Consider the following 8598-nt stretch of genomic DNA (forward strand, 5'->3'; position numbering starts at 1 on the left):
TCCCGGCGCCGCCGATCACGATGAGCGGGTCCGCGGGTGGCTCTCCAGCGCCTTCAGCAGGGCGCGCGCCGCCGTGGCGTAGACGGTGGGGTCGGCGATCGAGCGCCGCACGGTGTCCGCGAAGTCCCGGGCCGCGTTGCCCGGCCGGAGGCCGCCGGCCGGCACGGCAGCGATCACCCCGGTCCGTGCGACGGTCACGGCTTGCGGGCGAGGCCCCCGTGCTCGGCGACGATCCCCAGGGCGGGCGCACCGGGTCCGGGACGCCACCGGGTGACCGGCACGACGCCGGGCTCGACCGGCTCCAAGCCGTCGAAGAACGCGGTGCGCGCGTCGCCGGCCGCCTCGCCGACCGGGTGGTTGTCCTTCCCGCCGGGCCGGCGGTTCCGGATGCGGGCCGGGTGCGGCACCGAGGTGCCGATCGCCGGGTGCGGCGCCGGATGGGTCCTCAGCGGTGTTCCTTCTCCCGTCCGGGGCCTGGATCCGGCCACGGCCCACCCCCAAAGCCTTCGCCGGCCCCTGCCCGGCCCACGCCCCCACACCGGCCGTTCACCTCCCGGTCGGCCGTTGCCGGGCCGATAGGGAAAACCCTCGATTGACCCGGCCAGAGGTGACATGGCTCGGTCAATGCTGTCATTCTCCCTGCGCACGCCGATCCACCCCACCCGTTCACGGATCGCGGCACCGCACGGCTCAGCTCACCCGGGCAGCAGACCCCGCTGCCCGTCGATCACCTCACCGGCCGCCGACCGGCGACCGCGGCAGGAGGAGTACGAGTGAGACCCCACAGACCCCTTCCCCACAAGCGCGCCACGGCGGCGGCCGCACTGCTGTCCACCGCGGCGTTCCTCGCCGTCGGCCTCCAGGCGGTCCCGGCGACCGCGGCCCCGGCCGCCCCCCACCCCGGCCCGCTGCGCACCGGCGGACTGGAGGCGAAGCTCAGCCCGGCCCAGCACCAGGCACTCGTCGAGAGCGCCCGGGCGAAGACCGCCGACACCGCCCGCACCCTCGGCCTCGGCACGCGGGAGAAGCTGGTCGTCAAGGACGTCGTCAAGGACAACGACGGCACCCTGCACACCCGTTACGAGCGCACCTACGACGGACTGCCCGTCCTCGGCGGCGACCTCGTCGTGCACACCCCGCCCGCCTCGCTGGCCAAGGGGACCGTGAGCACCACCTTCAACACCAAGCGCACGATCAAGGTGCCCTCCACCACCGCCACCGTCACCAAGGCCACCGCCGAGGCCAAGGCGCTGAAGGCCGCCAAGGCGCTGGCCGCGGTCAAGCCCTCGACGGACAGCGCCCGCAAGGTGATCTGGGCCGGCGCCGGCACCCCGAAGCTGGCCTGGGAGACGGTGGTCGGCGGCCTCCAGGACGACGGCACCCCGAGCCGGCTGCACGTCATCACCGACGCCACCACCGGCAAGGAGCTGTACCGCTACCAGGCGGTCAAGACCGGCACCGGCAACACCCAGTACAGCGGCACCGTCAGCCTGAACACCACGCTGTCGGGCTCGACGCACCAGCTGAACGACACCACGCGCGGCGGTCACAAGACCTACAACCTCAACCGGGGCACCTCCGGCACCGGCACCCTGATGACCGACGCCGACGACGTCTGGGGCGACGGCACCGGCTCCAACACCCAGACCGCGGGCGCCGACGCCGCCTACGGAGCCCAGGAGACCTGGGACTTCTACAAGAACACCTTCGGCCGCAGCGGCATCCGCAACGACGGCGTCGCCGCCTACAGCCGGGTCCACTACAGCAGCGGCTACGTCAACGCCTTCTGGGACGACAGCTGCTTCTGCATGACCTACGGCGACGGCTCCGGCAACACCCACGCGCTGACCTCGCTGGACGTGGCCGGCCACGAGATGAGCCACGGCGTCACCTCCAACACCGCGGGCCTGGAGTACAGCGGTGAATCGGGCGGCCTGAACGAGGCCACCTCCGACATCTTCGGCACCGGCGTGGAGTTCTACGCGAACAACCCCAAGGACGTCGGCGACTACCTCATCGGCGAGAAGATCGACATCAACGGCGACGGCTCGCCGCTGCGGTACATGGACAAGCCGAGCAAGGACGGCGGCTCCAAGGACAGTTGGTACTCCGGGCTCGGCGGCCTGGACGTCCACTACTCCTCCGGCCCGGCGAACCACATGTTCTACCTGCTCTCCGAGGGCAGCGGCACCAAGACCATCAACGGCGTCACGTACAACAGCCCGACCTCCGACGGTGTCGCCGTCACCGGCATCGGCCGCGACGCCGCGCTGAAGATCTGGTACAAGGCGCTGACGACGTACATGACGTCCAGCACCGACTACGCCGGCGCCCGCACCGCCGCGCTCAACGCCGCCGCCGCGCTGTACGGCACCAACTCCGCCCAGTACGCGGCGGTCGGCAACGCCTTCGCCGGCATCAACGTCGGCAGCCACATCAACCCGCCCAGCAGCGGGGTGACGGTGACCAACCCCGGCAGCCAGTCCGCCACCGTCGGCACCGCCGTGAACCTGCAGATCCAGGCGAGCAGCACCAACACGGGCGCGCTGACCTACAGCGCCTCCGGCCTGCCCGCCGGCCTGTCGATCAACGCCTCCACCGGTCTGATCTCCGGCACGCCCACCACGGCGGGCGGCTACAACACCACCGTGACGGTGACCGACTCCACCGGCGCGACCGGCACCGCCACCTTCGCCTGGACGGTCAGCCCGGCCGGCGGCGGCTGCTCGGCCACGCAGGTGCTGGCCAACCCCGGCTTCGAGTCCGGCAGCACCGGCTGGACCTCGACCAGCGGCGTCATCACCACAGACAGCGGCGAACCGGCCCACGGCGGCTCGTACAAGGCGTGGCTGAACGGCTACGGCTCCACGCACACCGACACGCTGTCCCAGTCGGTGGCCGTCCCGGCGGGCTGCAAGGCGACCCTGACCTTCTACCTGCACATCGACACCGACGAGACCACCACCAGCACCCAGTACGACAAGCTGACGGTGACCGCCGGTTCGAAGACCCTCGCCACCTACTCGAACCTCGACGCGGCCTCCGGCTACAGCCAGAAGACCTTCGACCTGTCCTCGCTGGCGGGCTCCACGGTCACGCTGAAGTTCAACGGCGTGGAGGACTCCGGCCTCCAGACCAGCTTCGTCGTGGACGACACCGCCCTGACCACCGGCTGATCACGTGACACCGCTCGCGGTCCCGCACCCGGCGCACCGGGTGCGGGACCGCGCCGTGTCAGGAGAGCGGGTCCAGGGTGAGGTACGCCTGCTGCGGACTGCCGTCGTGCACCAGCGACTCCTGGTGGCCGACGTCGTCGAAGGCGAACGCGTAGGCCTTGCCGTCGGCCGTCTGCGCGTGGACCGCGCGCGCGTACTGGTTGGTCACCGCGTCCCGGTAGAAGTCGGCCGCCGTGGCATCCGGCTGGTTGGGGTTGACCAGCAGGGTGGACCGGTTGAAACCGGCGCACAGCGTACGGGAGATGGGCCCGCGGACGGTGTCGTTGGGCGCGTCCAGCAGCTTGTGGCAGCCGAAGACGCTGGACGCGTCGGGCTTCTGGAAGCTGGTGACGACCGTGCCCGCGGAGTTGGTGAAGTTCATGACATTGCCCGAGACCCGGCCGTAGTACTTGGTGTTCGGCTGGTCGGCGAACGGCGTGACGGTCAGCGTCGACGTCGTGTACTTCTGCCAGACCCGGTTCACGTAGTCGTCCATCACGTTCGCCGGCAGGGCCCCGGTCTCCACCCCGTACAGCGGGGACAGCGCGCGCAGCACCGTGCCGTCGGAACGGGTCTGGACGAGGTTCCCCCAGCCGCCCGGCTGGGCGCGCAGCGCGGCGAAGAAGCCGCTGAAGCCGCCGGACTTGAGGTGCCCGGTGGTGGTCACCCCGCCGTCGGCGCGCTGCACCCCGACCGCGTACGGCGCCGAGAACATGTCCACCTGGGTGCTGTTGAGCCACAGCCCGGCGTCGTTGAGCGTGTACTCCGACCAGTTGAAGAGGATGTCGCGGTTGGGGTCGGACGGGTTCTGCACGGCCGGCTGGACCAGTCCGCCGGTGGTCAGCCGGAAGTCCAGCTTGCGGCCGTAGGAGAAGTAGATCCGGCCGGAGAACTTCGGGATGCGGATGGTCGTGGACCGGCCGGCGGCCGGGCCGGGTATCGCCGCGTCCGGCGCGGGGGTCGGCGGGTTGCCGCCGGCCGGCCAGGCGTGGAAGACGCCGTCCGCGTCGGCCCAGCCCTGCCGTCCCGAGGACAGCTGGGTGCCCAGGTCGTAGACGTAGACCGGTTCGGAGCGGCCCGAGTTGTTGGTGATCTTCAGGGGGATGGTGTCGGGGACGGCGGCGTCGGCGCGGCCCGGGGTGCCGAGCGCGAGCAGTCCGCCGAGCAGCGCCGTCGCGGCGGCCAGGGGCAGCACGCCCCGCGTGAGCGTGTGAGGCACTCTCCACCTCCGTGTGGGGTCGGGGTCGTACGGATATGGTCCGTACCAGTTCTGAGAGCGCTCTCAGATTCCAGCCACGACGGGTTCATGTCAATGTCCGGGACGGCATCGGCCCGGCACCCGCCGGCCGGCGGGCACCGGGCCGGGCCGGTCAGAACGTGCGCTTGAGCAGGTCGAGCAGGGCCGCCCAGTGCCGCTCGTCGGCCTCCCGGTGGTAGGCGGGGGTGTCTGCCTGGGTGTAGCCGTGGTGGGCGCCGGTGTAGACCTCGCAGGTGTGGCGCACACCGGCGGCGTCAGCGCCTCCTCGAAGCGCGCGATCTGCGCCGGGGGCAGCGACGCGTCCTCGTCGGCGTGCCCGAAGTACAGCTCCGCGGTGATCCGCGGCGCCTCCAGGTGCGGGCTGTCCGGGTCGTCGGTGGCCAGTGCGCCGCCGTGGAAACCGGCCGCCGCGGCGACCCGGTCCGGGTGGGCGCCCGCCGTCCACAGCGCGAGCCGGGACCCCATGCAGTAGCCGGTCAGCGCGACCGGACCGTCCGTCACCAGCGGGCTGTCGGCCAGCCAGCGCAGGTAGGCGCCCGCGTCCCGCCTGACCAGGTCCGGTGTCAGGCCGGCCAGCATCGGGCCGAGCCGCTCCCAGATGGCCGGGTCGGCGCCGGGGTCGATGAACTCGGGCAGGTCCACGACCGGCGCCCGGCCGAGCCGGTAGAACACGTTGGGCAGCAGCACGGTGTAACCGGCCGCGGCCAGCCGGTCGGCCATCGACCTCAGGTGCGGTCGCGGGCCGTAGGCGTCCTGGTAGAACAGCACGCCGGGATGGGGGCGGCCGTCGGCGGGGTGCGCGAGGTAGGCGTCGGCGACGCCGTCCTCGGTCGGGATGTCGACATCGTCTCGCCGGACATCGGTCATGGTGGACAGGCCCTCCCTCGGGACAACGGGCGGCGGGCGGCGGTGGCTCCCGGCGCCATGGCTACGGCCATGCTGTCACGCAAGATCGACGACGCGCCGACGCGTGCCGGGCGTGGCCCGGCGCTCAGTCGAAGCGGCTGGTGTCGCCCGCGCCCCGGCGGACGATCTCCGCCTCGCCGCCGGAGAAGTCGACCACCGTCGTCGGCTCGGTGCCGCACTCGCCGGAGTCGACCACCGCGTCCACCGCGTGGTCCAGCCGGTCCTTGATCTCCCAGCCCTGGGTCAGCGGCTCCTCCTCGTCCGGCAGCAGCAGCGTGCTGGACAGCAGCGGCTCGCCCAGCTCCGCCAGCAGCGCCTGGGTGACCACGTGGTCCGGGATGCGCACGCCCACGGTCTTCTTCCGCGGGTGCATCAGCTTGCGCGGCACCTCGCGGGTGGCCGGGAGGATGAAGGTGTAGCTGCCGGGGGTGGACGCCTTCACCGCCCGGAAGACATCGTTGTCCACCCGGACGAACTGGCCGAGCTGCGCGAAGTCCCGGCACATCAGCGTGAAGTGGTGCCGGTCGTCCAGCCGGCGGATGGCACGGATCCGGTCCATGCCGTCCCGGCTGCCCAGCCGGCATCCGAGCGCGTAACAGGAGTCGGTCGGATACGCGATGAGCGCTTCCGAGCGCACCGCGTCGGCGATCTGGGCGATGCTGCGCGGTTGCGGGTTGTCGGGGTGCACGTCGAAGTACTTCGCCACCCGTCGAGCTTATGCCGTCCCGGACACCACACGCGCCTCGAGGGCGGCCATCCGCCTCCGCGTCCCCCGCACCCCACGCCCGGGCAGGGCGTCCGGCGGAGATCCCCGCGGTCGATACCTATGAGGACATACCTGTTTGACATGGGTATGACCCCATACCTATTCTCGGAGGCATGTCCGGATCCAGCGCCCCTCAGCGGGACATCGCCGGCGTCGCCTCGGCGCTCGCCGACGCCCTGCCGGCGCTGTACCGGGCCCTGGACCGTCGCGTCGCCCGCGACTTCCCCCACCCCAAGCCGCCCGAGGGACACCTCAACCTGCTGCGGCACGTCGCCGAGCACGAGGGCGCCACGGTACGTGAGGCCGCCGAGGCCCTGCTGATGAAGCCCAACAACGTCAGCGCGCTGGTCTCCCAGCTCACCGAGCAGGGTCTGCTGGAGCGCCGGCAGGACAGCACGGACAAGCGGATCGTACGGCTGCGCCTCACGCCGGTCGCCCGGCGGCGCCTGGCCGAGGTGCACGCACTCCAGGCCGGTCATCTCACCCAGGTCCTGGGCGCACTGACCGAGGGCGAGCTGGACGCGCTCGGTTCCGCCCTCGGCGCGCTCGTGTCACTGACGCGCGGACTGCGCGCCGCCGCGCACTGACCCGTACCTCCGTACACCCCCGCGTCCGTACGCGCACCCGGGCGTGCGCGCTTTCGTGCGCCCCGACCCTCGCGCCCCCTCACTCGGGACACCCGTGGGCGTGAGCGTGCTCCGGCGTCTTTCCCGGCTTACACCCGTATCCCTCTTCCACCCCGTATCAGACGAGGCTCAGCCATGCCGTCCACCTCCGTGGATCACTCCGCCGTGCCCGCCACTCCCGCGGCACCGGCCACCGCCGCCGCCCGGCGGCGCGCCAATCCCTGGCTCACCCTGTGCGCCGTCGCGTTCGGCCTGTTCATGGTCCAGCTCGACGGATCCGTGGTCGCGATCGCCAACCCCGAGATCGGCCGCGAACTGCACGCGTCCACCGCCCAGTTGCAGTGGGTCACCAACGCCTATCTGCTGGCCCTGGCCGCCACCCTGATCCTCGGCGGCAAGCTCGGCGACCGGTTCGGCCGGCGCACCTTCTACCTCGCCGGTGTCGCCGGCTTCGCGCTGTCCTCCGTCGCCATCGGCCTGTCCGGCTCCATCCCGGGCGTCGTCGCCTTCCGCGCGCTCCAGGGAGTCTTCGGCGGGCTGCTGATGCCCAACACCCTCGGCCTGCTGCGGGCCGTGTTCCCGCCCCGCAGGTTCGGCATGGCCGTCGGCATCTGGGCGATGGTCTCGGCCGTGTCCACCGCCCTGGGCCCCATCGTCGGCGGTCTGCTGGTGGAGCACGTCAGCTGGGAGTCCGTCTTCTACATCAACCTGCCCATCGGCGTGGTCGCCTGCGCCTTCAGCGCGTTCGTGCTGCCGCAGTCGAAGAACGCCGACGGTGACGACGGCTTCGACGTCACCGGTGTCGTGCTGCTCGCGCTCGGCCTGCTGAGCGTCGTCTTCGGTGTCGTCAAGGGCGAGACCTGGGGCTGGACGTCCGCCGGCACCTGGGCCGCGATCGGCGTCGGTCTGCTCCTGCTCCTCCTGTTCGGCCGGCACGAGACCCGTGTGCGCAACCCGCTGCTGCCGATGCGGCTCTTCCGCAGCCGCGCCCTGACCGTCGGCACGGTCATCACCGCGCTCAACTTCTTCGTCATGCTGGGCGTGATCTTCTTCGTCATGCTCTATCTGCAGAACGTGCGCGGGCTGACACCCGTTCAGGCGGGCGTGCGGACCCTGCCGTTGAGCCTCGCCTCGCTCGTCGCCTCCCCGCTCGGCGCCGCCCTGACCGCGCGGTTCGGCGCCCGCTTCTGCATGCCGCTCGGCATGCTGCTCCAGGCCGCGGCCTGCTTCACCCTGCTCAGCTGGACCGGCGACTCCTCGTACGCCACCATGTGGCCGCCGTTCGTGGCGCTCGGGCTCGGCGTCGGCATGGTGCTGTCCGCCTCGTCCGACGCGATCGTGGGCAACGCGCCCGTACGGGACGGCGGTGTGGCCGGCGGCCTCCAGGCGACCACGCTGCAGATCGGCGGCGCGCTCGGCACGTCCGTGCTGGTCTCCGTCATCAGCGCCCGCGTCGGCTCCACCCTGCGCACCGAGCTGACCGGCGCCGGCGTGCCGGGCGGCCTGGCCGGGAAGCTGGCCGAGGCCAAGGACGCGGTGGCCATGGGCGTCGCCCCCGTCTCCCCGGACATGCCGGGCACCCTGCGCGCGGCGGTGGCCGAGGGCAGCGGCCGTGCGTTCATGAACGGCGTGCACGCCTCCGCGGTGGTCACCGGCGCCCTCTGCCTGCTGGGCGTGGCCCTCGCGGCGGCGGGGATGAAGGAGGGGGCGCGGGCCGGGGAGGGATGAGACCGGCGCCGGAGGTTTTCCGGATCGGCCGGAATTCGACTGCGTACATCCCGTGATGCGGGGCATCCGACCCCTGAGACGCCCGGGGCTCCCCCCACC

6 protein-coding genes and 2 pseudogenes are annotated in these 8598 nt (G+C 72.0%); 3 read left to right on the forward strand and 5 right to left on the reverse strand.

Annotated elements, in window-relative coordinates:
* Nucleotides 1–15 precede the first annotated feature (15 nt).
* Both H5J33_RS15250 and H5J33_RS37480 read right to left on the reverse strand, forming a co-directional pair.
* Nucleotides 16–198 carry a hypothetical protein gene (locus H5J33_RS15250; RefSeq protein ID WP_258565111.1) on the reverse strand — a complete coding sequence of 61 codons (183 nt, stop codon included), beginning with the start codon at nt 196–198 and terminating at the stop codon, nt 16–18.
* Nucleotides 195–323, reverse strand: a pseudogene (locus H5J33_RS37480) (SAM-dependent methyltransferase); the annotation flags it as partial. The pseudogene H5J33_RS37480 and the gene H5J33_RS15250, both read right to left, overlap by 4 nt.
* Before the next feature lie 450 nt (nt 324–773).
* Between H5J33_RS37480 and H5J33_RS15260 the strand changes: the two are divergent.
* Nucleotides 774–3176: a M4 family metallopeptidase gene (locus H5J33_RS15260; RefSeq protein ID WP_181795462.1), complete on the forward strand. Its 2403-nt coding sequence runs from the start codon at nt 774–776 to the stop codon at nt 3174–3176.
* Between the two features lie 58 nt (nt 3177–3234).
* On the opposite strand, the gene H5J33_RS15265 is transcribed toward H5J33_RS15260, so the two are convergent.
* From H5J33_RS15265 to H5J33_RS15275, 3 genes and pseudogenes are all read right to left on the reverse strand, one after another.
* Complete coding sequence (locus H5J33_RS15265) at nt 3235–4434, reverse strand: glycoside hydrolase family 64 protein (RefSeq protein WP_181795463.1); 1200 nt, start codon at nt 4432–4434, stop codon at nt 3235–3237.
* A gap of 151 nt (nt 4435–4585) precedes the next feature.
* Nucleotides 4586–5340: pseudogene (locus H5J33_RS15270) on the reverse strand (dienelactone hydrolase family protein).
* A 124-nt stretch (nt 5341–5464) separates the two neighbouring features.
* Complete coding sequence (locus tag H5J33_RS15275; protein ID WP_181795464.1) at nt 5465–6085, reverse strand: L-threonylcarbamoyladenylate synthase; 621 nt, start codon at nt 6083–6085, stop codon at nt 5465–5467.
* Nucleotides 6086–6258: 173 nt separating this feature from the next.
* Here H5J33_RS15275 and H5J33_RS15280 point away from each other — a divergent pair, with 173 nt between their 5' ends.
* On the forward strand, nt 6259–6732 hold the full coding sequence (locus H5J33_RS15280) for a MarR family winged helix-turn-helix transcriptional regulator (RefSeq protein WP_181795465.1): 474 nt from the start codon (nt 6259–6261) through the stop codon (nt 6730–6732).
* Nucleotides 6733–6906: 174 nt separating this feature from the next.
* Entirely contained in the window at nt 6907–8499 is a 1593-nt protein-coding gene (locus tag H5J33_RS15285; RefSeq protein WP_181795466.1) for an MFS transporter, read from the forward strand.
* The last annotated feature ends 99 nt before the right edge of the window (nt 8500–8598 follow it).

The organism is Streptomyces sp. WELS2, assembly GCF_013870595.1.
Lineage (GTDB): Bacteria > Actinomycetota > Actinomycetes > Streptomycetales > Streptomycetaceae > Streptomyces.

Bases quoted from the DNA above. Each gene is read 5' to 3' on its own strand.
- H5J33_RS15285 (WP_181795466.1), top strand. From the start codon at position 6,907: ATGCCGTCCACCTCCGTGGATCACTCCGCCGTGCCCGCCACTCCCGCG.
- H5J33_RS15280 (WP_181795465.1), top strand. From the start codon at position 6,259: ATGTCCGGATCCAGCGCCCCTCAGCGGGACATCGCCGGCGTCGCCTCG.